Below are 26,117 nucleotides of genomic sequence, written 5' to 3' on the forward strand. Positions count from 1 at the left end.
CCTAGCCCATTATCTCGCCCATTAACGGAACCTCCGCGCAAGGTCTTCACCTCATGGAAACGCCCTACATCCCCGGCTACCGGATCGAACAAGCCATCGGCAAAGGTGCCATGTCTACCGTTTTTCTAGGCGTTCAGGAATCGCTGGAACGGCGGGTCGCGATCAAGATTCTCACTCCCCGGTTAGCCGCCGACCCCGCTTTCAACAAGCGCTTCGTCAAGGAAGCCCGCATCATCGGCCGGTTAGGCCATCCAAATATTGTTACGATTTTCGATGCTGGCAGCTACGAAGAGTTGTTCTATATCGCGATGGAATATTTGGAAGGCGACACGCTTAAAGAACGCATCAAGGCCGGCGTGACCCCGGAAGAAGCGGTCAAAATCCTGCGCCAGATCGCCCAGGCGCTGGGCTGCGCCCATCAGCAAAGCTGCATCCATCGGGATATCAAGCCGGCCAATATCATGTTTCGAGATCGTGAAACGGCCGTGCTGTCCGATTTCGGGATTGCCAAGAATTTAGAAGACAAAACCCAACTGACCGCAGTCGGCTGGCGAATCGGCACCCCCAACTACATGAGTCCCGAACAGTCCCTGGCCAAGCCGGTCGATGGCCGCAGCGACTTGTATAGCCTGGGCGTGGTGTTCTACGAAATGCTGACCGGCACCCGTCCCTATCAGGGTGCGGATGCCTTTGAGACCGCCATGCTGCACGTCAAGGGGCCGATACCAACCCTACCGGACACGCTCCGCCGCTTTCAGCCAATCCTTGACCGGCTGCTGGCCAAAAAGCCCGAAGACCGCTTTGCCAATAGCGAGGAGTTACTGCAAGCGTTCCAACAACTTGACGCGCGGCCCGGCTCAGTATCAGGCGGCCGAATCCGGGCGCGAACACCGCAGCCGACGACGACCAGCGCATCATCTACCTCCGGCTGGGCGCAACGGTTGCAGCGTTGGCTGCCTTGGCTGGTGCGTCTCTGGTCGCCACGGCGGCCGGAGTGACGACTCGGCTCTTGGCCACCGCCGACCCTGCGGTATCGTCAAGCGACCACCCAGCCGTTCCAGCGCGCTGGCCGACGCACGGGTCAATACGTCATACAAGCGGCGTTAAGAATTCCAGTAACCACTGAGAGGCTACCAACAAACACCCCGGTCGCAACCTTGCCGGCGGGAATATCGCGCACCAATTCGGGCATCAACCCGCACGCCACCCGATAGACTAACAACTGCACCAGTAAGGCGATCAAACCCCAAACTGCCATATCCAATAAACTGACACTGTGAGCGATAGCGCTCGCCAGCGGCAAAACGAATCCAAGCAAGGCACCGCCCAGACCCAGCGCCGCTGCGAGATTGCCCTCACGAATCAAGTGGATCTCCCGATAGGGCGTGATGAAGATGTAGGCCATCCCAAACAGCGTCAACAAAATGATGGCGACGGCAAAATAGGCCAGGAATGAGGGCAAACCGGCTAAGGATTGGAACAGCATCGTGGGTGTTTCCTCTCTTCGGCCCCTGACCAAAGGCAGCGGCGCGGTTTTTGACTAAGAACAAAGAAGGCGACCAAGATGTCCGATTACGTCAATTGGAATCCGGGGATTTCGCTTGGTATCAGCGAGATCGATCTTGAGCATCAAACTTTTGTAGTTATAATCAATGAATTAGATAAAAACAAGGCCAATCCGGTTATGGCGCAACGCATCGTGCAGGCACTGGTTCGCTATGCGGCATTCCATTTCCAAAGCGAAGAAAACATCATGTTCGCGGCCCGTTATCCTGGACTTGAAGCCCACCGCAGCACCCACCTCCATCTGCTGGAGGATCTGAATATCGTCATGGTCGATCTTAAAACCGAAGCGGATTACAACTACGAACCGATCCTTAGCTTTTTCAAGGACTGGTACGTGAACCATACCTCCAAGGCGGACATGCGTTTTGCCGAATTCCTCAACCGCCAAGCATTAGCCAAAGATCAAGTATCGCAACCAACCGCTGTGGGCACATCCACGGCCCCGCCCCGTGCGTTGAAAGCATCGAATTTGTCGAGCCTATCGTTGAGCATCCTGGAGCGATTCGCCGCTGTGCTCGCCACCAGCCAAATGACCCTGCACAGTCTGATTGAGGAAATCCAGCCGGCTAAGCCCGTCATCGCCGCCAAGCTCACGCGCCTGCTCAACAATCAGGATTACACCACCATTACGACTCTGGTCCAAACCGCTTTGCAGGCACGTTTGGCCGCTGCCCGTCCGGTGCGTTCCAAGTCGGCGGCGGCCGGCAAAGCATCACGCCCGCGCCCTGAGCCGATTTGAGAAACACGCCGCGTGGCAGCTTTCAGCTCATTCTACGCTTTCGACCCGCTAAACCAGCCGCGTTAACACCGCTTTTTGCCGGGCCGCTTCCGGCCAGTCGCTGCTGGAGAGGCTTGTTGCGCCGCCAATCGGGCCGAACCCACTGCGCCAATACCACCGGCACGACCGACATCAGTGAGATAGACCCGCCAAAAGGTGATTACCTTACCGTCACGACTGAAGGCATCCTGCTGCGTCGTCACCAGCCCGGCGGCCGCCAATGCCTCCAACAAACGCTCGAAAGTGCGCCTATCCACCACGCCACCGGCAATCTGCTCGTGCAGTTGACGAATGGTCAAACCATCTCGCGACCGCAACACATCTAGCACATGCAAGGCCAATTTGGATTCGGCCGCCGTCAGCGGCCGTGAGCGCCGCGCCAGCGTGGCTTGTGGTGCGCACACATCGCAAATCCCGCAGGGCTGATCATCGTCCCGGTCGCCGAAGTGCCGGACCAGCCGCACCATCCGGCAACCGGTCGCCTTGTCGGCGAAATCCAGAATCTGCCGCAATTCCGCCATCTTGTGCGCACGTTGTCGCTGGTAAGGCGTCAACCAATCGCCAGTGCCGCGCGTAAGATTGCCTTCCGTATCGCGCCAGACCCCACCATGCACCCGCAATTTTTCCAGCGCGGTTTCAAACTCATCCAGTTCTACATCCAACTGATCCCATAACGCCAGCTTGCTCTGTGGTGTGGAATTGAGCATGGCAAAGATTTCCGCTAACCGTTCAGGTTCAGGATAGTCGCGCCGCTGAAACCACTCGTGAGTCCGTAAGTCGGCGTAGGAGTAAAACAGCACCGCGCGCGCCGGTTGCCCATCGCGCCCCGCGCGCCCGATCTCCTGATAATAGCCCTCAATGCTGCCCGGTAGCGCCACATGGGCGACTGTTCGGATATCGGGCTTGTCGATGCCCATGCCGAACGCGATGGTAGCGACGATGACCGATAGCTCGCCGCTATTGAACAGGCTCTGCACCCGGTCACGCTCTTGGGTCGCCATACCGGCATGATAAGCCGCCACGGGGAATGCATTGGCCAGTGCCAAAGCGAGTGCTTCGGTGTCCTTACGGGTCGGAGCATAAATGATGGCCGGCCGTCGGGCCGGATCGGCCAGCAACCGCTGCACAGAATCGTAGCGGTCAGGTAGGCGCACCTCCAACGCCTCAACCGCGAGATTCGGTCGGCGAAATCCATGGATAGAGCGCGTTGCGGTTTCCATGCCGAGCTGGCGGACAATATCATCCTGTACTTGAACCGTCGCCGTTGCGGTCAGGGCGATGACCGGCGCTGGCCGCAGCAGAGGCAAATAGCGACCCAGCATCCGATAATCGGGCCGGAAATCGTGGCCCCACTGGGAAATACAGTGCGCTTCGTCTACCGCGATCAAGGTCGGTTGGCGTTTGGCCAGCATCTCTGGAAAACCGGCCACGCTCAGACGCTCCGGCGCGATAAACAGATAATCCAACTGGCCCTGTAAATACTCGGCGCAGACCTGGCGGGAAACCGCCCGATCTCGGCCGGAATGAATCCGTTCGGCGCGGAGACCCAGCTCGCATAGCTTGGCGACTTGATCTTCCATCAGCGCGATCAGCGGCGAGACCACCAGGGTAGTTCCGGCGCGGGCCAGGCCCGGTAATTGAAAGCACAACGACTTGCCGGCCCCGGTCGGCATCACCAGCAACACGTCTTGGCCACCCGTTACGGCTCGACAGACCTGTTCCTGATACGGTCGAAAGCCTGGCAACCGGAACACGGTACGCAACAGCTCCGCTAACCGATCAACCGGCACCGGCTCACGCGCCAATCTGCCTGCCGGTGCGCTCACCCTGGCCGGGACTGGCACGGGCGGTAAAACACTCGCTAGCGCTCCTGCGACCGCCTCACGCACATAGCCGGTGATCGCCGCCATAAAATCGGCCAGACCGACCTCGCCGCGCTGGACCCGTTTCAGATGCGCCTCCCATTCACCGGTCAGCGCGGGGCTTTTGATCGGCGGTTGTACAGCCTGGATCAGGCCAATTCCACGCTCGGTGGCGCTCAGGGTCTTGCCTTCGCGGATCAGATAACCCCGCTTCAACAAGGTCTCGATGGTATCGGCTCGAGTCGCCGGAGTGCCGAGACCCCGCTCCTTTAACGCAGCCGATAGCTCTTTATCCTCCAGCGCCCGCCCAGCGGTTTCCATCGCCGTTAATAAAGCGGCTTCGGTCAGGCGCGGGGGTGGCCGGGTCCGCTTGATCGCGGCGCGGGCTTCGAGAACCTGCTGAGGCTGACCGGCCACCAATCCCGGCGGTAAGCGCTGATCAAGGCCGTCATCGACGACAGACCCGGCATCGAGTGACTGAGATTGTCGCCGCTGCGCAGCCTCTTCCGTGCGTACAGCCGTTTTCGACGACCGAGGTTCAGGGTTCACCTCCAGGATTTTCCAGCCGACTTGGACTACCGTCGTGCCGCTGCTGTGATAGCGGTCGATGGTCGTCGGGCCGTCGGCCTCGGCGGTAGTGATCGCGGTGATCAGCGTGGTGACGGCCCAAATGTGTTCCTCATGCCAGGCCATCAGCAGGCGGCGGCAAACCAGGTCGTAAATCTTGTGCTCGTCCCGTGTGAGCGTACTCCGGGCTTGCAGGGTGGTCGGCACAATCGCGTGATGATCAGTGACTGCACTGTCATCCACAAATCGGCGCCCCAATGGACGTCGGCCGGTGTCCGGTGCTAGCTGCGCCCGAAACGGTTCCACAATCGCCGCGACCACCGCTCCCAAGGTTGCCGCGACCGCCGTCGAAAGATGGCGACTGTCAGTGCGCGGATAGCTCAGCAACTTATGCTGTTCGTAAAGCTTTTGCGCTAAATCCAGGGTGGTTTGTGCGCTGAAGCCATACAGTCGATTGGCATGGCGTTGCAGCTCGGTCAGATCGTAGAGCAGTGGCGACGGTGATCGGCGAGTTTCGGCGGTACAGGATTCGATAGTGGCTTGTCCTTGCCGGGCACGGGCGACGATTTCGGCTGCTTCAATACCATCAGCGGGTAAGCGCTTGGCTTTGGCATCGGGTTTTTCACCACGGAACCAGACCCCGCGATAACTTCCTCTGTCATCGCCTGGCCGAGAAACCGTTGCCTCGTCTCCTTCGGCATTCGCTGTGTCTTCGATCAGCCCATCAAGCGGTGCGCACGGGCCGAAGACGGTCACAACCTCACAGTAATCCTCAGGAACGAAGGCGCGGATGGCTAAATCCCGTTCCACGACCATCGCCAACGTCGGCGTCTGCACCCGCCCGACTGAGAGAGTTTCTTGATCTGTACCGCCACACGCCAAGGTATAGGCGCGAGATAGGTTCATGCCAACGAGCCAATCGGCCTGACTGCGGCCTCGCGCGGCGGCGGCCAGTGGCTCCAACTCGCGTCCATCACGCAGGTTTTGGAACCCATGCTGGATGGCATCCGGCGTCAGCGAAGAAACCCAAAGCCGACTGAACGGCTTACGGCAATGGGCCGCTTCATAAAGATAACGGAAGATCAACTCGCCCTCGCGGCCTGCATCCGTGGCGCAAATGACTCGCTCAACGGTGTCATCGTTGAGAATACGACAGACCGCCTCAAACTGCTCTCGCGTCGCATCGCCTACAATGAGCGGCCAGCGCGCCGGCAACATCGGCAGCACGTCACGCCGCCAGCGTTTCCAGTTTGGGTCGATTTCGTGAGGCTCGGCCAGCCGCACCAGATGGCCGACCGCCCAGGTCACCACGTAACCGTTCCCATACAGAAAACCCGCACCGCGCTGGCGGGCGCCGAGCACCTTGGCAATATCGCGGGCAACCGCAGGTTTCTCCGCGACGACGGCAACACTCATGGGGGAAAAAGCGGGTGGCTAGCTAGCGGGCGGCCAACGCACGAGCGACTTCAACAAAGGCGTCGGCCGATACCGGATGTGAAAAGTAGTAGCCCTGAGCGTACCCGCAACCTAGGGCACGCAGCAAGTCGAATTGCTCCTGGGTTTCCACGCCCTCGGCCACCACCTCCAGCCGTAAACTCCGACTCAAGGCCAAAATCGCTTCGACCAACGCGCGGTCATCCAGATCTAGCACCATATCGCGCACAAAGGAGAGATCGATCTTGACCCGATCAATCGGAAAGCGCTTCAGGCAGGATAACGAGGAATAGCCGGTGCCAAAATCGTCAAGATCCAAACAAATGCCCAGTTGGCGGATACTTTTGAGCCATTGACGGGCTTGCGCGCTATCCGCCAGGAGCACCCCTTCGGCGATTTCGAACACCAGAGATTCCGGCGCCAAGTGATAGCGCTCTAACAAGGAGGATACGACCTCCAGCGATAAGCCGCGAAATACCTGCGCACTGGTCAGGTTGATGGCCAACGGGATCATCAAACCGAGTTCGTGCCACTTTTCGAGGGTTTGACAGGCGCGCTCAAACACCCAAAGGCCGATATCCCGGATCAAACCGGTTTCCTCAGCCAGCGGAATGAACTCACCCGGCGCGACCGGGCCACGCCGGGGATGGAACCAACGCAACAGCGCCTCAGCCCGTACCAGGCTCTTGTCCTCAACTTTGAGGATCGGTTGAAAATACAGCTCCAGTTCGTTCTTTTGCAGCGCGGTTCGCAAATCCGTTTCCAGCATCAATTGCCGGTTAAGCTCATCGGCCATTGCGGATTCATACAGCCGATAGGTGTTGCGCCCGGCCAGCTTCGCCTGGTACATCGCCAGATCAGCATGGCGCACCAAATCCTCCGAATTGTCACCATGATCAGGATAAAGCGCGATACCGATACTGACCCCGATATGGACGATGTTGCCGCTCAAATCGAACGGCTCCCGCAGCCGGGAGATGATTTTCTCGGCCACTACGCCGGCATCGCGCTCTTCAATTACATTCGGCAAGACGACCACGAACTCATCGCCGCCCTGGCGGGCCACGGTATCGGTATCACGTACACACGCTTCCAAACGCAATGCGGCCTGACCCAGTAGCTGATCACCAAAACTGTGTCCTAGCGTGTCGTTGACCTGCTTGAAGCGATCCAGGTCAGCAAACATCAGCGCGACGCGCCGATCATAGCGACGGGCTTGCTTGAGTGCTTGCTCCAAACGCTCATGGAAGAGGCTGCGGTTAGGCAAGCCGGTCAATGGATCGTAATTGGCGCGGTAAAAAATCTCTTGCTCGGCTTGCTTGCGCGCGGTGATGTCGTTAAAAAACGACACATATTCAATGATCCTGCCTTCCGGTGACCGCACAGCCGCCACGGTTTCCCAGACAGGATAAACTTCGCCGTTCTTGCGCCGCTGCCATAACTCGCCCGACCACTTGCCATATTGGCGCAAGCTTGCCCAGAATGCGGCGTAAAACTGGTTATCTTGGCGTCCAGAGCGCAACAAACGCGGTGTTAGACCCATGACCTCTTCCCGGCCATAGCCGGTGATGGTGCTAAACGCCGGGTTGATCGACTTGATGATTCCGGTGGCACTGGTCACCATGATGGCATCGGCGGCATTTTGAAAAACGGTCTCCGCTAACCGCCGATTTTCCTCGTTTTTCTTTCTTTCGGTGATATCGATCAGCACGCTGATGACCCCGGTTTCGCCCGTGACTGGTGGGGTAAACATCGCCTGATGGATGATCATTGATCGTGGCTCCTTGCCGGCCAGAAGAATTTCGGCTTCATAAATCCGCTGGCCCTCGGCACCTATGCTGGTGCCGTCAACGGAAGAAGGTTGCGGTACACGGCTACGGCTCTCGGCGTGCGGCTCATCAGCGACGCCCGCAGCATCTTCTCCCTGTAGGGTCGCGAAAGCCGGGTTCGCCATCAGGCAATGCCCCTTCGTATCTTCCACGATAAATGGAACCGGGAGCGTTTCGATCAGCACCCGCTGAAAATCGACCCGCCAAGCCAATTCTCGCATGGCGGCGGTCGCCCGCAGGATATAACGGACCCGATGGACGAGAATAAATGCGTTGAGGGGTTTGGTGATGAAATCGGTAGCCCCAGCGCCGTAGGCGCTCCGAATCGATGACTCGTCATCTAGGCCGGTGATCATGACAATCGGGGCCATTCGACCGGCCGGTGTCTCGCGCAGACGGGCGCAGGTGGTAAAACCATCCATCTCCGGCATCAAGACATCAAGCAAGACCAGATCGAAGGGTTGTTCGCGAAAAAGGGTAAGCGCCATCTCGCCACCGGCCGCTTCGACCACGGTGAAGCTTTCATGCTCCAGCATACCCCTGATCACAGTCTGGGTCAGCGGATCATCATCCACTACCAGAATCTTTCCCTGATGCTCTTGTCCGCTTACCAAGACCATCCTCCCGATCATCACTCGATAGAATCAACATCCGAGCGTTGCGCCGATCTCCTATAGAGACCGTCAACGAACCGTGTGTTTTTAAGCTATTCACACATCGCCGGCCGAATCAGACACGACGCACCAATTCCAATCAGTTGTGCTGATATTCTCGACTTAGCCTAGAGCGGATGTAACATATTTGGCCCAAGCAGTCTAGCTTGAAAATAGCTATCCACCCCTGGTTAGACCAGTTCCCATAGGTTTGTGTGATCCAGCACTAGCGCCGAAGAGACAAGAACCTTCACTCATGAGTGGCATAACTATTGCCATTAGCAAAGTCACTACAGCCGAACCGCTTCGGTAGATTTTTATTTGACCGCAATACTTTTGAAAAAGAGTCCACAATCCCTATATCATCGGAGTATTGAGTAATTTTCAGCGAATTAGACCTTCCAGCGCGTGAACCCTTCTCGCTTGCCGAAGGTCAATATAGCCAGATTCCCAAGCTTAGGAGGTTTTTCCACAATGGCTCAAAGAGACGACCTATTGGCCAAAGCGCCGATTACGCTCAATGTGGACCGGCCGGCTCTCGGCAATAAAGTCTTGCGTAATACCTATATGCTGCTGTCAATGACGCTGTTGTTCAGTGCACTGACCGCCGGTATCGCCATGGCGACTCATGCGCCGCCATTGCACTGGTTGATTACGCTTGGCGGCTATTTTGGGCTGCTATTTGTCGTGACCCGCCTGCGTGATAGCGCGTGGGGCTTGGCTGCGGTCTTCGCTCTAACGGGCTTTCTGGGTTATACGCTAGGTCCGCTACTCAATCTCTATCTGAAGCTGCCTAACGGGCCTGAGCTGGTGATGACGGCGTTGGCAGGGACCGGAGCTATTTTTCTAGCGCTCTCTGCGTATGCCGTGGTCAGCCGCAAGGATTTTAGCTTCATGGGTGCTTTCCTGATGGTCGGCATCCTGGTGGCTTTCCTGGCGAGCATCGGCGCGGTTCTGTTCAACTTGCCGACGCTGGCCTTGGCCGTCTCGGCGATGGTGATCTTGCTGATGTCGGGCATGATCCTCTGGCAAACCAGCGAGATCATTCATGGCGGGGAAACCAACTACATCATGGCAACCGTCAGCCTGTACATCACCCTGTTCAACTTATTCGTCAATCTGCTGCAAATCCTGGGCATCATGTCCGGCGACGATTAACTCAATCGGTTGATGCCTTCGTTTGGCCTAAACCCCGCAAATGCGGGGTTTTTTATGGCCACGTCTATGTCGTTTGACCGGCTTTCAGCGCATTCTCTCGCCAGTTGACCAAAAAAAAGGCCGGATTAAGAAATCCGGCCAAAAACCACCAAAGGAGGATGTGCGGTGGACTGAGGAGAAGAAGTGCCCACCGCACGATGGCGATCATACCAAAAAAATCTGCCAAACGATACCGATATTCGTTGTTTTTCGGCAAAAAACAACATTCTGTTGTATAAACAATAGGTTAAAATCAGGTTTTTTGCTGCACTGCCATAAAATTAATCATGCTTGCACGGCAAATCCGGTAACGGCGAATCGTCCGAAAGCGCAAGAATGTCATCGATCAGCCGATCTGGGTCACGCACCCCGCCATACGTCATCAGCATTCGTGCCTTGGCGATCAGTTCAACCGGTGATACGGCCGCTTCAGGATCGCCCTTGGCATGGGTGCGCCGCACCGTCAATTGCTGTCCACCCCGCACAGTGACGGTCACCGCACTGCCCCACGCACGCGGATAGGCGGAGGCATACGGCTCGGCTACTCGAATCGACACCCGTTCGCGCAAATCCGCCAACCCAGCACGGGCGACATCGGCAAAGGCGGCAAAATTCACATTTTCCAGCATCAAGCCGGCTGCCACACAGTGTTGCAGTGAAAACTTGGCCTCGTATTCGCTATTCGGCAACGGTCGATCACAAACCTCCAAAGCCGCTGGATAGGTCTCGACATCGATTTGCTCGATAGTGCCGGCCACGATCTGCGGGCGCAATTCAACAGCGGCGTCAATGGCCGGATGGGTATGCCGACATGAAGGCCAGGGCTTGATCGATGTCTGCAACAGTTGCCAAGGCCCGGTCGGATCGCGCGTCACCGCTCCTGGATCGGCATCGGGACAGGTGGCGGCAAACCAGCCCTTAGCCCCCTCCAAAATCGTCGGCGGCCCGGTAAAGCCAAAGCGTGCTAAATCAGCGGCCAACAAGCCGGCTTCGGCGGCACGGCCCGCATGGAGGTGTTTAGTCATGGTGCCGGCCTCCAGAAACTGCCAGAGGCCAGAAGATTGCGTACCCGCATTACCCAACGCATGAACGATCTGTGCGGGTTCGAGCTGCAAGAGCGCTGCTACAGCCATCGCGGAACCATACGGCCCACAGGTCGCGGTATTGTGCCAAATCCGGTAATGGGACGGCCCTACCGCCATACCCACCCGCGTGGCAGCCTCAAATCCCCACAACACTGCCTTGAGCATGGCGTGACCGCGCAGGCCCTCGCGCCGCGCCACCGACCAGGCCGCCGGTACCACCACGCAACCGGGATGGACGACCGAGGCCCGGTGCAAATCATCGGTTTCCAGGATGTGGGTCAACGCTCCCCATAGAAAGGCTCGACGAGCAGCATCCGTATCCGGAGTTGCGCCAGCCCAACGCACCAATATCGCGCCAGGGTCTGTGGCGCGCCCTGCCAGCGCATTCGCTATCGCATCAAGGGTCAATAACGCGGCACGTTCAAGATCGGTGGGCAGAACCGCTTTGGCGGTGATCAGTTCGGTCAACTGTTGGGTGAGCGTCAGATCGGGCATGCCATCCTCCTTTGGGCGGGGCTGATCGGGCTAGTCGGCATTAGTGTAGTCGCTGCCGGGCAGATCCCACTTATTCTTTCCAAGGCCGCTCGCACACGGTGAATCGCTGCCAAAGGTCGGGGAACTCGCGCTGATAGACATCGTACCGACAACCGTACCAACCATCGATCAACTGACGCGCCGCCGATGCCGTGCCTGAACCCGCTTCATCCAGTAGGCGATGGGCCACCGAAATATCATTCATGACCCCCAGACAGTCTTGTAATTTCGCCAAACTCGCTAGATATGGCTTGATGGTGTTCGAGGGATACAGGCCGGCAAAAAAATCGAGTGCGTAGCGGATTTCCTTGATACGGATGCGTAAGGCGTGGCGTTGTTCGGGGGATGCGCGGGCAAACGCCTCCCCGCGCTTGATCACCCGGCGATGATCCTGTTCTAACAGTGGGGTGGCGAAGCGTGCAACCGACTCGGCCAGCCGTTTCGCTTGACGCTCGCTGGCCTCATTATGCCAAGCGCGCTCAGCCAGCCAAGCGATAAAACGCTCGCCAATGATCGCATAGCGGGGTTCCACTAAAGCATCCCGCAAAAGTCGATTATGGGTTTGACGAATTGTTTCGGCCTTAGCCCTAAATAAATGCAAACTGCGCTTGCGTGGAAAATAGTTGAACAGCGGCACGAGACCTTCATACAAAAAAACATCCCAGTCGCGCGCCGGTCCTAAAAATCCGTTCAGCCAGCGAATCTCCTCCACCAGCATCTCGCTGGCTTCGCGGGGCACCAGCGGCCGGAATATCTTCAAGCCCGAACGCAGCCGCCGAAACCCCACCCGCATCTGATGCACTCCCTCTATCTGCCCATCCAGCACCGCCGGCAGGTTAGCTTGGGCGTGACAGAGGCAGACACTGATGACCCTTACGAAGGCGTCTTCTGTGGTGGTATCGGCACTCAACTCCAGCGGCTTGGCCTTGACGGGAGCAATAATCTTTTGATTCATGGTGGCAACGCTCCGAGGGATGCGCTGAAAAGGCAGACCGGTAAAACCTGCGGGTTGGACCGATAGAGGGGTAATTCCAAGACCTTGATGCTATCGGCGGCCCCTTTGGCAGCACAGAAAGGTGGCCATCCTGGCTATCAACCTTGTCGCCAGGGTAAGTTTTCAGCCCGCCAACCCCCGACCCCGCGATGACCCATCTCATCCAGTTGGCCTTCAAAACCATCTGCCACGTTGTAAGTCGCATAACCGTAGTCGGCCAATAGTTCAGCCGCCTGGTGGGAACGCGCTCCACTGCGGCAGATCATATAAAGTACCGGCCCCGGCTTGATGCCATAGGCTTGCAGTTCCTCAAGAAATTGCGGATTGAACGCCATGCTCGGAAACATCAGCCACTCGACTTGAATCAGCGGCTTGTGCAAGCTGCTCAGATCGGGACCACCGACATAGGCCCATTCGGCCCTGGTACGGACATCAACCAACATCGTCTCGGGGTGATTTTGCAACGCATCCCACGCTTCTCTAGGACTGACATCGCCTAAAAACTGGCCTTTTTTCATATAAATTTTGCCGGAAAATGACCTGATGATTCGGAGTCTATTGGTATGGGTTGCCCGCCTAAACGCTAGGCAACAGCCCTGCCATCAATTGGCGAGGCGGCGGGCGATGCCTTTCGGTTTGCGTTTCTTCAAACGCAGCGCCTCCTTCTGGCGCCGTTCCGCCAATTCGATCAATAGTTGTTGGCAACCGCGCGGATCTTCACCTTCCCTGGGCATTCGCTGAACGTAGCTGCCGTCAGGCTGCATATCCCACGCCGAACGGTGGTCGGCCAATTGCGCATCGAAAATCTGCCTTAGCTCCAGGCGTAGCTCTGGGGTATCGACCGGGGCGACCACTTCAACCCGGCTCTCTAGATTGCGTTTCATGCAATCGGCCGATCCGATGAAGTATTCCTCGTTACCGTTGTTGTAGAAGTAGAAAATTCGGGTGTGCTCAAGGAAGCGCCCGACTACACTGATGACCCGGACATTTTCCGACAAACCCGCAACCCCAGGGCGCAGTCGGCAGGTATCGCGGACAATCAAATCGATCATCACACCCGCGCGCGAGGCCTGATACAGGGCGGCGGTGATCTCCTTGTCTTCCAGCGCGTTCATCTTGAATTGGATTCGTGCCTGCTTACCGGCCTTGGCGTGATGGATCTCGCGGTCGATCTTGGCCAACAACGCCGGTTTGAGCACTTTGGGCGCCGGTAGCAGCTTGCGATAGTTGCGCTTGGGCACATAACCAGTCGTTAGATAATTGAACAGCTCAGTCAGATCTTCACCAAGGACAGGATCGCAAGTCAGCAAGCCCAAATCACTGTACAAACGGGCGGTACCGGCATGGTAGTTGCCGGTGCCGATGTGCGCGTAACGGCGTAAGCCATTGAAATCACGCCGCACCACCAAAATCACTTTGCTATGGGTTTTCAGCCCCACCACGCCATACGTAACGTGAATCCCCGCTTCTTCCAGTCGATTGGCCCAACGAATGTTGGCCGCCTCATCGAAGCGGGCTTTCAGCTCCACGACGACCGTCACCTGTTTGCCATCCTGGGCGGCGTCGATTAGATACTGGATAATCTTGGAATCGGCCGAAGTGCGATAGAGCGTCATCTTGATCGCCAGCACCTTCGGGTCATCGCTGGCTTCCAGCACAAAACGCTCAACCGATGTGACAAAAGATTCGTAGGGATGTTGCAGCAGGATCGGCCCCGTCTCGCGAATGATGTGGAAAATATTGCGCTTGTCGTTGAGCTTGGGATGATCAAGCGGGTGGTGCGAAGGATCGTGCAACTCCGGCCGGTTGATGGCGACGATCTGGAACAAATCGCGCAACGCCATCATGCCATCGACTTCGAATACCTCATTGGCTTCGTCCAAACCGAGTTCGGCGGCCAGCATCCCCCGGTGAATCGGGTCCATGTTCTTGTCCACTTCCAGACGCACGATAGGCGCGAAGCGGCGCTCCCGCAGTTCGGATTCAATCATCAACAACATGTCATCAGCCTGGTCCTCGGCTCGCTCGGCAATGGCGTTGCGGGTGACGCGAAACAACTCGCAGGCTTCCACCACCATGCCGGGGAACAACAGGTCGAGGTTATTGGCCACCACGTCTTCCAGCGGAATATACAGATCCTCTTCACCGACCTTGAGAAAGCGCGGAATCCCGGAGCCTACCGGTACCTTGATTCGCGCCAATCCGCTTGATTCATCGTCGGCGTAGCGAACCGTCACTAACAAATTGAGCGACAGATTGGAAATGAACGGGAAAGGATGTGCCGGGTCCATGGTCTGTGGCGTGACCAGCGGAAAGATATTGCGCAGATAATAGTCGCGCATTTGCTCGCGCTGGTCCTCGGTCAATGAATGGTGACTACGTAGCCGAATCCCCTTTTCGGTCAGCAATTCGTGTATTTCCGATGCCAGATGCCGCTGCTGGTCAACGATATCGCGCACCACGGTCAAACATTCGCGCAACTGTTGTTCAGGGCTGCGACCATCCACCGTCAATTCCCGCACCCGCGCACCGATCTGCTGCTTCAGTCCGCCGATGCGCTTCATAAAAAACTCATCAAGGTTAGCGCTGACGATGGCCAGAAATTTGACTCGTTCCAACAGCGGAACGCGATCATCCTGGGCCTCACGCAAGACCCTGCGGTTGAACGCCAACCAAGTCAACTCGCGGTTTAGATACCACTCCGCCGCATCAAGATCGATCTCCGGTTCAGGCGGGATGCTCGCCTCCACCAGCGCGGCCTCGCTTGGACGCTTGCGGCTGCCGACCTTCGCTTCCGCCATCCGCGCAACGTTTTCATTCGAGCTTGGCATCACTGTGATCTCTTCGGTCATGAATCCGCTCATCCCTTGGCGATTTTCGCCACCTTATGGTTGGAGATTCCGGCAAGCGCCGCTTCCAGCCGCTCGCACAGGGTATGCAGCACTTTGATCCGCGCATAACGCTTATCGTTCGCCTCGATCAAGGTCCAGGGTTCTTTCTGGGTGCTGGTATGCTCCACCATATCGTTAACCGCCAGTTCGTAGTCAGCCCAGCGCTCACGGTTGCGCCAATCCTCCTCAGTCAATTTCCATGCTTTGTAAGGGATTTGCTCGCGTTCCTTGAAGCGACGCAACTGCTCCTCTGGGGTGATATGCAGCCAGAATTTCAGCAGCACGATACCGCGCTCCACCAATTGGGCTTCGAAATCGTTGATTTCGGCGTAGGCGCGTTGCCATTCGCGGGTACGGGCAAAGCCTTCAACCCGCTCGACCAACACCCGGCCATACCAACTGCGGTCATAAATGGTGACGCGGCCGGCGCGCGGGATGTGGCGCCAGAATCGCCAGAGGTAGTTATGCGCCGCCTCCTCATCGGTTGGCGCAGCAATCTGGATCACCTGATAATCGCGGGCATCCAGCGCGGCGGTGATGCGGCGAATGCTGCCGCCTTTGCCAGCGGCATCCCATCCCTCAAACACCAGGATGGTGGAAATCTTCTGTTCGCGCGCGACCCGCTGGAGCTGATTAAGCTTGGCCTGATAGCGCTTCAAGCCCGCGTCGTAGTCCACCTTTTCTAAGGTTTGGCTCATATCCAGCCGTGACAGGATCGTAACCGCCGGTAAACCGTCGGTCTCAGGTACCGGCGCTTTTGAACGCGCACTATCGGCGCCACCGTTGCCGCCGGACGCTTTAGCCGTTTCATTTAATCGGAACCGGATCGCATCGCGGATGGCGGTAGCCACCGCCGTGCTGCGATAGCGTTCGTCGTAACCTTCGATGATCTTCCAGGGCGCCTGGCCGGTGCTGGTTTTCATGATCGTGCGCTCGGCAGCAACTACAAACTGTTCATACATCTCCCAATGCTGCCAATCCCGCTTAGAGACCCGCCAGTTTTCCAGTGGATTCTTTTCCAATTTGCGCAAGCGATCTTTCTGGGCATTCTTGGAGAGATGCATCCAGAACTTCAAAATTAAGGCGCCATCGTCGGCCAAGGTTTTTTCGAACGCCTTGATCCGTTCCAAACGGCCGTCGAATTCGGCCTCGCTGGTGTGCCCATAAACCCGATCAAGGATCGGCGTCGAATACCAAGCACTGAGGAACAAACCGATTCGCCCTTGAGCGGGCAACTGGCGCCAGAACCGCCAATATTCGGGGCGGTCGCGCTCTTCGTCGGACGGTTCACCGTAAGCACGAGTCACCAGCCAGCGCGAATCAAGCCACTCGTGCAACTGGTTGACCGTTTCGCTCTTGCCAGCCCCGTCCACCCCGGCAAACACCACGATGACAGGAAAAGCGGCAGCCCGTAACTCCATCTGCACCATCAGCAGATCTTCTCGCAACTGTGGAACCTGTTGGTGGTAATGCTCTTTGGGCAGCTTGCGTTTCAGTTCGGCGGTCCGGAACATGGGTATCTCACTCACGCTGAAAGTAGACGATAGGCTTCGACGATTTACGAGTCGCCCTAAAAATTAATTTTACTATCTTTTTCAAGCTGTTTTTTTGCCATTACCTTGCCAGTGGTTCCTAGTTGGTCCGCGCGCGGGCTTGCAATCCTGGAGATTGTGTTAATCTAATTGCATCAACCGACAGACGCTCGGCTCTTTTGCTGGGGCCAGGATAGTCGCCAGACCATCCATCACACGCCCAGCTTGTCAATAAGAATAGGAGAAATAGATGAAGCGGCGGCTATTGGCTAGTCTGATTCCAGCGGTTTTCCTGTTTTCCGGACCAGTTCACGCAGATATTTACGCCTTTGTAGACAGCAACGGCATACGACACTTAAGCAACGTCCCCAACGATAACCGCTACAAGCTGGTCATGCGAACGCCAGCCTACCGCACGCCTTCTCCGCAATCTTCCAGCTTCGCTCCAAGTAACTTGTACAGTTCGTACACCGGATACCGGCCGGGCACTTGGAACAGCCAGTCTTACTACCCCCGCGTGAACGCTTCGCCCCGACCCCGCCGTGTCAACGAACAAAACCGCCAGCGCTTTTCCGCCGATGTTGACCGCATCGCCACCCAATATCGGCTTGATCCAGCCTTGTTGCATGCGGTGATCAGCGCCGAATCATCCTATAATCCCTGGGCGGTATCGCCCAAGGGTGCGATGGGGCTGATGCAGTTGATGCCCGGTACTGCCAACCGATTTGGGGTCGGTAATCCCTATGATCCGATCTCCAACATGCATGGTGGTGCCCGCTACCTGCGTTGGTTGCTCGATCAATTTAACGATACCCGCCTCGCAGTGGCCGCCTATAACGCTGGTGAAGGCGCAGTGCAGAAATATGGCAATCAGATACCACCCTATTCGGAAACTCGCACTTACGTCACCCGCGTTTTGGGCTTTTATGAGCAATATAAAGGTGGCATGTTTTACAGTGCGAGTGCCAACACGGCTTTGGCCAGTAATCCACGGGTTTATGGCAGCGGCTATACCGGTGCGACCTCCAGCTACGGAAACCGCACCGGCGGCATCACCATCCTCACCCCACGCTCTATCGCCGCTCGCGGTAGCACCGGATCGGCTACCATCCCCAGCACCTACCTGACGCCGACTGGTACGCGGATTATTGTCGGCAACAGCAGCGGAATGCCCAGCCGGAGTGTGCGTCCTCCTGTCATTTATTCGTCCAAACCAAACCCGTCGGCAACCGCCGCCTCATCCGCCAGTACAGCACCGCTCTTCGCCGGTAACGACAAATGACATCGGGCCTGCTGACAAGGGCATGTTCGCTCACCACTCCGTGCGCGGTGCCCGCTACCTAAACCCCGTTGCGGAGTCACGCGGCGGGCGGAAATTCGCTCAATACGGGCGTGTGATTGCCACTCTGCTCTGTGTCGCCCTCATTGCGGGCGACAGCGGAGCGGCTGAATCACCACAAAGCCAACGTGAACGCTTTCAAGCGGCCGACCGGTCACTGTCAACCGGCGAGCGGCTTGATTACGCCGACCTTAAGCCTTATCCGCTGTACCCTTATCTTCGCTACCGAGATTTGTCGCGCCGACTGGCAGAATTGCCGGTTGTCGAAGTCCGCGATTTCTTGCAGCAGTACGCAGCCACGCCTTTGGCCGGGACTTTGCGGGACGCTTGGCTGCGCCAGTTGGCCCGTATCGGCCGCTGGGATGATTATCTGCGGGATGCCATTGCATCCACCGACCCGGCGTTCGAGTGTTGGCGCCGACAAGCGCTCTTGGCCACTGGCCAAGCGGAACCAGCTCTGCGGGATTTTGGCGCGATCTGGCTGCGCGGTAGCTCATTACCTGCCGCTTGCGATCCGGTGATTGCTGCTTGGCGGCTCCGAGGCGAGCCTTCTCCGGCAGCCTTATGGCAGCGGTTTAGCCTGGCAATGAGCCAACGCAACGTCAGCCTGGGGCGAGCCTTGCGAGTGGAACTGTCGGCCACCGATCAACCATTGGCGGATGTCTGGCTGATGCTTGCCACCGACCCACACCTGGTGCTTGATCCCGCGCGCCTGCCAAAGGACGATGCACGCGCGGGGCCAGTGATCGCGGCGGCCTTGCAATGGTGGGGCAAGCGGGACGTGCTGGCAGCGGCGGCAGCGCTCGATAGGCTCAAGGAACGCCACCCGACGCTCGCCACCCAATGGACCGCAACAGAACGGGACTTGGCCCTGCGCATCGCCACGGACTACCATTCGAGCGCATTAGCGCGCCTGAGCGCTGTGCCTGAGCAGGCGACGGATAGCGCGGTGCGGGAATGGCGAGTGCGTGTCTGCCTACGGCAGGGCGATTGGGTGACTGCCTTGCACTGGCTGGATCAGTTGACGCAAGCGGAACGCGATAGTCCGCGCTGGCAATATTGGCGTGGGCGAGTCTTGGAGTTACTGGGCCGCACTGAGGAAGCCCGCCGACTTTATCAGACCGTCGCCCTCCAGCGGGATTATCACGGCTTTCTCGCCGCCGAACGGATCGGTGTCCCTTATACCGTCACCGCCACACCGCTGACATCGACCGCCACTGAACTGGAAATGCTACTGGCCACATCGCCCGGCCTGGCGCGCGCGCGCGAACTGTACATCCTGGGCCGGGAAACGGAAGCTGAGGCCGAGTGGCGACAGGTTCTGCGCGGCCTCGACCGCACGGGGCTGCAACGCGCCGCGCTGCTGGCCCACCGCTGGGATTGGCACCCGCAGGCCATCGCGACCATCGCCCGCGCCGACTATTGGGATGACCTGGAGCTGCGGTTTCCGCTGGCCTATCGTGATCAGATCCTCACCAACGCCCGCGCTCGCGCGCTAGACCCGGCTTGGGTCTACGGCATTATTCGTCAGGAAAGCGGCTTTCGCGCTGTTGCCCGCTCCCCGGTCGGCGCGCTGGGGCTGATGCAGATGCTGCCCGCCACCGCTCAGGAGATGGCGAAGCTTGTGCAGGATTCCACAGAGGGCTTACCCGAACGGCTGTTGGAGCCAGACACCAACATTCGTCTGGGCGTAGGTTATCTGCAAAAACTGCTGGGAGAGTTGCAAGAGAACCCGGTACTGGCCACCGCCGCCTACAACGCTGGCCCCAATAAGGTAAAGCGCTGGCTACCAACCGGCACTGCCCTCTCTGCCGATCTTTGGGCGGAAACCATCCCCTACCAGGAAACCCGCGGTTACGTGCAACGGGTCATGGAATACGCCACCCTCTACGCTCAGCGCCTCGGTTTAGGGGAATCGATTCCACCGCTGGGGTCGCGGATGAAACCGATCCAGCCGGCACCGGTCATGGCCGTCGCCGGGCATGTAGACTAAAGCCAACAGCCGCCAAAATCCGTCCACACCAGACTGGGCAACGCCCCATTCATCCCGGTGCGCCGGATATGTTATCCCCGCCTACGGTCAGCTCTCGCCGCAAGAGCACTTGGACGGCGGCAAATTCCTGCTCAATCGCTTCGACCTGGCCTGCGGCGGCATCTTCGACAGCCCGCGCCCGCGCCTGACGTTCCAGTTCCGCACTCAACGCACGCAGTTTCATGGCGCCAACATTGGCGCTGCTGGATTTTAAGGTGTGAGCCGCTGCACCCAGCGCCGCTAAATCACCGGCCTGGTCAGCCTGTTTCAGCGCTTCGATCAGGGGCGGAGACTCTCGTAAATACAACTCAATCAAGCGGGCGACTAAACCAGTGGCGCCCCCGCGCTCCAGGGCATAGATCTTGTTCAACGCATCCCGATCTAGACTACTCATCAAGGTGTCTGCCGCCACAGGCGCTGCATCAAGCAGTGGGGCCTGCTCCGTTACGGCCACTGGGCTTGCCAGGGTAGGCCGCAACCAACGGTCGAGCACTGCGATCAGATCCTCTCGCGCAAGCGGTTTGCTCAAATAATCGTCCATACCCACTTGCAAGCAACGGTCTCGGTCACCGCTGATCGCGTGCGCGGTCAACGCGATGATCGGCACTCGCCGCAAAGGCTGACCTAATTCGGCGGCGCGCTGCTCACGCGCGCGGATCATCTCAGTGGCATGAAAACCGTCCATCACCGGCATCTGGCAGTCCATGAACACCAGGTCGTAGGTATGATCATGGGCCAGAATGTCGAGTGCTTCCTGCCCATGGTTCGCTATATCGACCACGCAATGGAATTGCGTCAGAGTCGCACTGGCAACCGCTTGGTTTACCGGATTATCCTCGACCAACAAGATGCGCTTTCGCTGATATGCCGGCAGATTAGGCCGAGTATCTTCTCTCCTGGCCGCGTCGAGGGCAACCACCGAACCATCGCCCACATTCGTCAATAGGCGCTGTAAGCACTCCCGTAACTGAGCTTTCAACACCGGCTTATGCAATTGTTGGTCAAAACCGGCTTCAAGGATTTTTTCACACGGTACGTTCTGGGTCATCAAACGGCTCAAAAGCAACAGCCGAGTCGCGTGCAACTTGGGGTTGGCACGAACCGCCAAGGCCAACTCGGCTCCAGTCATCCCCCCCAGACGCTCGCCTACAAAAGCGACCGTATAGGGGTCAACGGCCGCGACGGCGCTCTGCAACTGAGTTAATGCGGCCTCGCCGCTGCTGGCGCTTTCCGCGCGGATTCCCCAGGCCAGCAAGTCATCACACAAAATCTGGCGACTGGTGGCATGATCGTCAACCACCAGCGCCCGAACGCCCTGAAATTGCCCACTCTCTTGCGGTTCGGCCGGTGCGCCCTGGACCCGATCCATGAGCAGGACGAAGGTGAAGGTAGAACCCTGACCTTCAACACTACTGACGGAAATAGCCCCATTCATCAATTCGGCCAACTGCCTGGCGATGGTCAGCCCTAATCCGGTTCCACCATACTTGCGGGTCATTGAGCCATCGGCTTGGTCGAAGGCATTAAAAATACGTTCCTGTTCCAAGGCCGGAATCCCGATGCCGGTATCACTCACCGCCAGCCGAAGCTGGTAATAGCCAGGCTGTGTGTCGAGCACGGTCAGGCGCAGCACCACCTCTCCCTGCTCGGTGAACTTGATGGCGTTGCCCAGCAGATTGCTTACAATCTGACGAAAGCGCACCGGATCACCTCGCACCCAGAGCATCTCGCTGGGCAAGGCGCATAGAAACTCCAAACCCTTGCGTTGGGCGCTCTCGGCAAACAGGATGACGGCCTCTTCGAGCAGGGACCGCAACGGGAAATTGATTGTCTCCAGATCCAGCTTGCCGGCCTCGATTTTGGAAAAATCCAGCACTTCGTTGATGATGCGCAGCAAGGTAGTCCCGGATTGCTTGATAATTTTGGCGAACTCGCGCTGCCTGGCCGGCAGTTCCGCTCCTAAAAGCAAATCCGTCATTCCTAGAATGCCGTTCATGGGCGTGCGGATTTCGTGGCTCATATTGGCCAAGAACTGGGATTTAGCCTGACTGACCGCCTCCGCGCGCTCCTTGGCGAGGCTCAACTCCCGCACCACATGATGCAATTCGGTGTTGGCGCGTGATAACTCGTCAGTGCGTGCAGCCACCTCTTGCTCCAGCCGGGCGTTATAGCCGGCCAAATCCGCATCGCGCTGCTGGATCTGCACCAGCATGTCATTGAAACCATCCACTAGCGCGCCGAGATCATCTTCACTGATGCGCGGAACCCGGACGCTATAATCACGGGTGTCAGTGATTGCGCCCATCGCCATCCGCAAACCGAGAATCGGCTCTGAAATCACCCGCTGCAACCGCGCCGCCAACAAGGCCGCCAGCAACAGTGAAACCCCCATCAACCCGGCGATGATCCAATAGTAGCGGTTTAAGCTCGCGCTTAGCTCTCGCAAATCCGAATAAATCTCGATATAACCCAGCGCTTGGCCCTCTTGCTCGATGGGCATTCTGACAGCCAGCATCTGGCCGCCAAACCCAAGCATTGGACTACCGCCGAGCACCAATTGGCCGGCCTTTGGTCCCTGTTGCGCGTAATCCCCTTCGATCTCCCTTTCCCAGCGGCGAATTTGTTCGCGCTGCTGGTCGGTCAGCCCCGGCGCCCGGTATTCAGCCAGCATGTTTTCCTTGGGATCGTCGATCACGGCATAGGGCACATCGGATCGGGCGCGCAGCGCCGCCAGGTTTTGCTCGGCCGCTTTCAAGTCATTAAATAGCAAAGCCGAAGCAACATTGGCGCCGATGATATCGGCCAGCGTTATCAATTGTGATCGGGCAATTTTGCGTTGGGAAAATGACTCATTGACGACCAGGGCTACGCCAACCGCTAGCAGAACCAGCGCGCTGGTGAGCAGCATGACCGCCATCAGTTTATTTTTCAGCGAAAGCCTATCAAAGGGACTCATGCCTCACCCTAGCGCTCTACTCCACGATGGTCGCCAACTTGAGCAATTGGGAACTTAGCTTGAGGTTAGCCTGCCGGGCAGTTGCTAAGTTGATATCGAAACGGATGCGCTGTTCAGCCTCCACCAGGCCGATCATGCCACCGGCCCGGGCAAAATCGTCGATGTCACTGACGGTCAAGATCGGCAAGCGCGCCAGACTGGCCAACAGTACCCGGGCACGACTCTGTTCAGCCCGGCTGATGAACACGACATGGCATTTTTCCAGACCAGTATTGGAGGAAACGGCACGCACATCGACAGGATGGCTACCCACCGCTTTGCCGACCAACACGCTGAGCGCTGCGCCGAACGGATTTTCACCGGCAATGCAGATCATCACAGGCGCATCGGGACGGTCGAATACGCCTGGCGGCCACTCGACGTATTTAGCGAAGTTGTACAGATAAGCGGCTTTAACCGAGTATTCGTCAAACTCACCGGCCCAGACTGTGCTACCCAATAACGCGGTGGTCAGCCAGAACGCTAAGACAAGCAACGCTTGATGCCACCGAAACGCCAGGGATGGCTTGGATTGGGTAGGCGGTGCTCGCTTTTGAGCGCCACGCCGAGCCGATCCAGCCATCCGTGAAGTTGGCACGTTCAGAACTTCCATTTCACCTGGCCATACACGCTGCGCTCGACTTCGACCGGAAAGGCAAAAGCCTCGGAGACAAACTCCAAATGGTGAGCGCCGAGTAAATTGTTACCGACCACGGACAGCTCCACATCCTTGCGCGGCCGCCAGCCCAAGCGCACGCCCAATTCAGGGTAGGAGCTGCTCTCAATCCGGCCGCTATAAGACACCAAACTTATTTCGTTGGCGGCCACATAACGCCACCACACATCGACATCAACATTATCTCGGGCATTCCAGGACGCCAATAAGGAAATCTGCTGACGGTCGCCATCCGTGTAAATGGGGCTAGAATCGTCATCTCTCTTCAGTTCCGAATCCAGGTATGAATAGGCCAAACGCCACCGCCATCGCTCGGCCGGGCGCCAGTCTGCCGCCAGTTCGAACCCGCTTTTAACCCCTGAACCCGCATTGGTTAGGGTCACAGGCAGGAGCAAATAGGAAGGCCACGGCGTTCCCGCCACTGCAACAGTTCCCAGATTGCCAATCAACAGTTGCGCGTAATCGTGATAAAAAACGGTGGCATCTAACGAAAAGCGTTCGGTCAACTGCCCGCGATAACCGATCTCATAAGCGGTTAACTCTTCCGAACCAAGATCAGGCGACCCGGCAAAGTACAGCAAGCCTGGCAGATTGCCGGTGAGGGCCGAAGGGGACACAGTGGTCAAATTAAGTCTCATGACATCCCGTTCACCTCGTGAGGGTGTCCGCACCGCGCGCGAGGCGGCAGCCCATAGCCGATGGTTGGGATGTGGCGTCCACAACGCGCGCAGACTCGGTTGCCATTCCCAGCCTGTGAAGTCGTTGTGCTCTAGCTTAGCGCCAGCAATCAACCGAAAACGGTCTGTGATCAGGTCGACCTGATCTTGCACGAAGGCACTGAATAGCTCCGTGGCCACACTTCTTGGGTTGATAGCGGTGATTACTGTATCGGTGAACTCATCCTGATTACGCCGATAACCCAACCCCCAGACGATCTCCTGACGATCCCCCAGCGGAAAGTTGTGTTGAAAGTCGAGATTGACCGTATCCAGGGTCGCGTCGTACAGATAATCCTGATGGCTTTCATAATGGTAATAAGCCTGCAATTCCATCTTCGATTGCGCCGAATACTGGCGCTGCCAACGGGCCTGCACACTGCCGCCCGATGCCTCAACCGGCGAGAGCAGATGTGTCGAATAGGGTGCTGCCAGGTTAAAGACCGTAAAATTCTGTTTAAGATCAGCGTTATAAAATTCCCCCTGCACCGTGAACGAATCCATGGCAGCCGGATTCCAGTCCAACCGAAACCCACCCTTGCCCTGGCGCCAATTATCCTGGGCATCGCGGCCAGCAGGCGTGACCAAGCTATCGCGCTCAGCGAACTGGCCGTAGAGACGGTACCGGGCCTGCTCGCCTAGCTGATCGGCATAACGTACACTGGCAATGGCCCGTTCCTTGTTACCCGCAGTCAGCGTTACCATGCCACCCTGGGTGTCCTTGGTATGCTTCGTGATGATATTGATGACACCATTGACCGCATTGGCTCCCCACAGGCTGCCACCCGGCCCCCGCACAATCTCGATCTGCTCGATCTCGTCCAACGGCGGTCCCTCGACTTCCCAGTTAACGCCGGAAAATAAAGGGGTGTAAATCGAGCGGCCATCGACCAGCACCAACAGCTTGTTAGAGTAGGTACCGGCAAAACCCCGGATCGTGACCGACCAGCGGCTGGCATCGATACGTGCCACTTCGACGCCGGGCGCAAGCCGCAATACTTCGGGGATGACGGTTGCCCCTGACCGCCGAATGTCTTCAGCGGTAATCACAAAAACCGCCGCTGCCGTATCTTGTAAGGTTTGTTCCACTTTGGTCGCCGACACGACCTTCACTTGCATCAAATCTTCGATGCTTAGCTGTGTTAAGTCTGTCTCTACGGCCTCAGCGCGTGCCCCTATACCGAGACAAGCCAATACAATCAATCCCTTAATCACCCTTGTTTGCCGAGGTGTTACCGTCTTCGCTTTGCCCATCCGCCACTCCCACCACCGCTCAGATCGGTACGATGGTCAGAATTATGCATGTTTTATTCCACCTGCTAGAGAATTCAGCAAACAGAAATTGCGCTGTTGCCGCTCTCAACAGGCCAAACCCAAGAGTCGCCAAGGTTGCAGGTGTCTCAACAATTGCTAGCGCATCAGATTAAACTATCCACT

Annotated in this window: 16 protein-coding genes; 5 read left to right on the top strand and 11 right to left on the bottom strand. The window is 57.7% G+C overall.

Features of this window, described 5'->3' with window-relative positions; all coding sequences use genetic code 11:
* Nucleotides 1-53: 53 nt before the first annotated feature.
* Nucleotides 54-998 (top strand): serine/threonine-protein kinase, encoded by a 945-nt coding sequence (locus BN873_RS01220; RefSeq protein WP_048670138.1) that lies wholly within the window; start codon nt 54-56, stop codon nt 996-998.
* Nucleotides 999-1,081: 83 nt separating this feature from the next.
* Here BN873_RS01220 and BN873_RS01225 read toward each other — a convergent pair whose 3' ends face one another.
* Nucleotides 1,082-1,486 (bottom strand): DUF350 domain-containing protein, encoded by a 405-nt coding sequence (locus tag BN873_RS01225; RefSeq protein WP_048670141.1) that lies wholly within the window; start codon nt 1,484-1,486, stop codon nt 1,082-1,084.
* A gap of 78 nt (nt 1,487-1,564) precedes the next feature.
* Between BN873_RS01225 and BN873_RS01230 the strand changes: the two genes are divergently transcribed.
* Nucleotides 1,565-2,305, top strand: coding sequence for a bacteriohemerythrin (locus BN873_RS01230; RefSeq protein ID WP_048670142.1), 741 nt, complete (start codon nt 1,565-1,567; stop codon nt 2,303-2,305).
* Nucleotides 2,306-2,367: 62 nt separating this feature from the next.
* Here the strand turns inward: BN873_RS01230 and BN873_RS01235 are convergent, their stop codons facing one another.
* Both BN873_RS01235 and BN873_RS01240 read right to left on the bottom strand, forming a co-directional pair.
* Nucleotides 2,368-6,189 carry a DNA topoisomerase 3 gene (locus tag BN873_RS01235; RefSeq protein ID WP_053085197.1) on the bottom strand — a complete coding sequence of 1,274 codons (3,822 nt, stop codon included), beginning with the start codon at nt 6,187-6,189 and terminating at the stop codon, nt 2,368-2,370.
* Between the two features lie 22 nt (nt 6,190-6,211).
* Nucleotides 6,212-8,656, bottom strand: coding sequence for an EAL domain-containing protein (locus tag BN873_RS01240; protein WP_053085198.1), 2,445 nt, complete (start codon nt 8,654-8,656; stop codon nt 6,212-6,214).
* A 507-nt stretch (nt 8,657-9,163) separates the two neighbouring features.
* Here BN873_RS01240 and BN873_RS01245 point away from each other — a divergent pair.
* Nucleotides 9,164-9,847 carry a Bax inhibitor-1/YccA family protein gene (locus BN873_RS01245; RefSeq protein WP_048670144.1) on the top strand — a complete coding sequence of 228 codons (684 nt, stop codon included), beginning with the start codon at nt 9,164-9,166 and terminating at the stop codon, nt 9,845-9,847.
* 320 nt (nt 9,848-10,167) lie between these two features.
* Here BN873_RS01245 and BN873_RS01255 read toward each other — a convergent pair whose 3' ends face one another.
* From BN873_RS01255 to pap, 5 genes are all read right to left on the bottom strand, one after another.
* Nucleotides 10,168-11,466, bottom strand: coding sequence for an MmgE/PrpD family protein (locus BN873_RS01255; RefSeq protein WP_242434341.1), 1,299 nt, complete (start codon nt 11,464-11,466; stop codon nt 10,168-10,170).
* Between the two features lie 70 nt (nt 11,467-11,536).
* Nucleotides 11,537-12,460: a CHAD domain-containing protein gene (locus BN873_RS01260; RefSeq protein ID WP_048670148.1), complete on the bottom strand. Its 924-nt coding sequence runs from the start codon at nt 12,458-12,460 to the stop codon at nt 11,537-11,539.
* Between the two features lie 137 nt (nt 12,461-12,597).
* Nucleotides 12,598-13,017, bottom strand: coding sequence for a rhodanese-like domain-containing protein (locus BN873_RS01265; protein ID WP_048670149.1), 420 nt, complete (start codon nt 13,015-13,017; stop codon nt 12,598-12,600).
* A gap of 84 nt (nt 13,018-13,101) precedes the next feature.
* The gene (gene ppk1, locus BN873_RS01270; RefSeq protein WP_242434342.1) at nt 13,102-15,351 is read right to left on the bottom strand and encodes a polyphosphate kinase 1; all 2,250 of its coding nucleotides are present in this window, start codon (nt 15,349-15,351) and stop codon (nt 13,102-13,104) included.
* 8 nt (nt 15,352-15,359) lie between these two features.
* Nucleotides 15,360-16,904, bottom strand: coding sequence for a polyphosphate:AMP phosphotransferase (gene pap / locus BN873_RS01275; RefSeq protein ID WP_048670151.1), 1,545 nt, complete (start codon nt 16,902-16,904; stop codon nt 15,360-15,362).
* 268 nt (nt 16,905-17,172) lie between these two features.
* Between pap and BN873_RS19005 the strand changes: the two genes are divergently transcribed.
* Nucleotides 17,173-18,204: a lytic transglycosylase domain-containing protein gene (locus BN873_RS19005; protein WP_071243950.1), complete on the top strand. Its 1,032-nt coding sequence runs from the start codon at nt 17,173-17,175 to the stop codon at nt 18,202-18,204.
* Nucleotides 18,205-18,226: 22 nt separating this feature from the next.
* Nucleotides 18,227-20,254, top strand: a complete 2,028-nt coding sequence (locus tag BN873_RS01285; RefSeq protein ID WP_082161022.1) for a transglycosylase SLT domain-containing protein — start codon at nt 18,227-18,229, stop codon at nt 20,252-20,254.
* A gap of 49 nt (nt 20,255-20,303) precedes the next feature.
* Here the strand turns inward: BN873_RS01285 and BN873_RS01290 are convergent, their stop codons facing one another.
* Genes BN873_RS01290 through BN873_RS01300 form a run of 3 tightly spaced genes read right to left on the bottom strand, consistent with a single transcriptional unit; the run spans nt 20,304 to nt 25,799 of the window.
* Nucleotides 20,304-23,249: a response regulator gene (locus BN873_RS01290; protein ID WP_071243951.1), complete on the bottom strand. Its 2,946-nt coding sequence runs from the start codon at nt 23,247-23,249 to the stop codon at nt 20,304-20,306.
* 16 nt (nt 23,250-23,265) lie between these two features.
* Nucleotides 23,266-23,886, bottom strand: coding sequence for a TOL_0243 family YfiR-like periplasmic protein (locus tag BN873_RS01295; protein ID WP_171820392.1), 621 nt, complete (start codon nt 23,884-23,886; stop codon nt 23,266-23,268).
* Nucleotides 23,887-23,888: 2 nt separating this feature from the next.
* A complete protein-coding gene (locus BN873_RS01300) occupies nt 23,889-25,799 on the bottom strand; it encodes a TonB-dependent receptor plug domain-containing protein (protein WP_048670158.1) in 1,911 nt (636 codons plus the stop codon).
* Nucleotides 25,800-26,117: the final 318 nt, after the last annotated feature.

It is taken from the genome of Candidatus Competibacter denitrificans Run_A_D11, assembly GCF_001051235.1.
GTDB classification, from domain to species: domain Bacteria; phylum Pseudomonadota; class Gammaproteobacteria; order Competibacterales; family Competibacteraceae; genus Competibacter_A; species Competibacter_A denitrificans.